General features: G+C 72.7%; 2 protein-coding genes. Both read right to left on the bottom strand.

The window, feature by feature from the left end; translation table 11 throughout:
• Positions 1-227 precede the first annotated feature (227 nt).
• Positions 228-971, bottom strand: a complete 744-nt coding sequence (locus G3N92_RS34110) for an alpha/beta hydrolase (protein ID WP_206131879.1) — start codon at positions 969-971, stop codon at positions 228-230.
• Positions 968-1,257, bottom strand: a 290-nt coding sequence (locus tag G3N92_RS34105) for a DinB family protein (protein ID WP_339385896.1), incomplete at its 5' end; no start/stop codon positions are given. The genes G3N92_RS34110 and G3N92_RS34105, both read right to left, overlap by 4 nt.

Below are 1,257 nucleotides of genomic sequence, written 5' to 3'. Positions count from 1 at the left end.
CGCCAACCCTCCTTCCCTGCACGACGCTCGTCCGATCTCGGCGCGGCGCTCGATGCGCGTGGCGGCTTGCGCGCATGCGGCCCGGCGTGACATTCGTTGCGCACCGCGCTCCGGCGCGCATGCGACGCCGCGCGGCGGATCGTTTCGGTCTGTTGAACGCGATGCCCGGTTTGCGCCGGGAAGGCGATGCCGCGATGCCGATGGCGCGAATGCGTTCGGCCTGACGCTCAAGCCGCGTCCGCCTCGCCGAAAAATCGATCGAGCACCGCCGCCAGCGCGGCCGGCTGCTCGATCGCCGGCAGGTGCCCGCTGCCCGGCACGATTTCATAGGCCGCGCAGCGTTCGCGCGCCCAGCCGGGCACATGCCAGCCGCCGCGCGAGCGCTCGCCGGCCACCAGGCAGACGCGATGCCGCGCGAACACCGCCTCGACCGCATCGAGATAGGCCGCGCGGCCGGTGGTGTCGACCACCGAGCGGCCCATCGCGCGCAGCGTCGCGGCCGGCTGATGGTCGAGCCAGCCCGCGGCGGTGCGTGCCATCGTCGGCGTGACGTTCGCCACCGCGCCGCCGAGCCACCGCGCCGGATCGGCGCGAAACCCTGCCAGCATCGCCTCGGCTTCGTGCGCCGTCATGCGGCCGACCGAGGCCGACCAGAACGCGTCGTCGAGCGTGAAATTGCCCTCGATGCTGACGATGCGCCGCACGCGCTCGGGGTGCGCATGCGCGAACAGCATCGCGATCGCGCCGCCCACCGAATGGCCGACCAGGTCGACGCGTTCCATGCCCGGCTGCGCATCGACGAACGCGCGCAGATGCGCCACCTGTTCGGGCAGCGCGATGCGCTCGGCGGGCGTGTCGCGGTGCGCGCCGTAACCGAGCAGGGGCGGCGCGGCGTGCGGCGGCGCATAGCCGTCGATCTCGAGCGTGCCGATGAAACCGTGGATGAAGATCGCGGGGGGCCGCTGGCTCATGGTTGGGGCTCCTGATGATCGAGCGGGGCCGCTTCGGCCAGCTCGTGTTCGAGTTCGTCGAGTTCGAGGGCGTGCGTGCGGTCGTGGTCGAGCAGTTCGCGCACGAGTTCTTCCAGCGTCATGCGGCGCACGCCGTCGCGCAGCCCGCAGCGGGCCAGCGCGGCGGTGTCGAGCGTGGCGAGCATGATGCACAGGCGGCTGCGCGAGGCGGCGAACGCCGCCAGCGCGGCCTGGCCGTCCTGATGGAGGTAATCGCGCGCTTCGGCCAGCGCCGTGCCGTCCACCG

The sequence above is a fragment of the Burkholderia sp. Ac-20379 genome (assembly GCF_017104645.1).
Classification (GTDB): domain Bacteria; phylum Pseudomonadota; class Gammaproteobacteria; order Burkholderiales; family Burkholderiaceae; genus Burkholderia.
The sequence above is the reverse complement of the archived record's forward strand: the minus strand, read 5'-3'. Positions and strand labels throughout refer to the sequence as shown.

Coding starts and splice junctions, on each gene's coding strand:
- G3N92_RS34110 (WP_206131879.1), bottom strand. CDS start 971: ATGAGCCAGCGGCCCCCCGCGATCTTCATCCACGGTTTCATCGGCACG.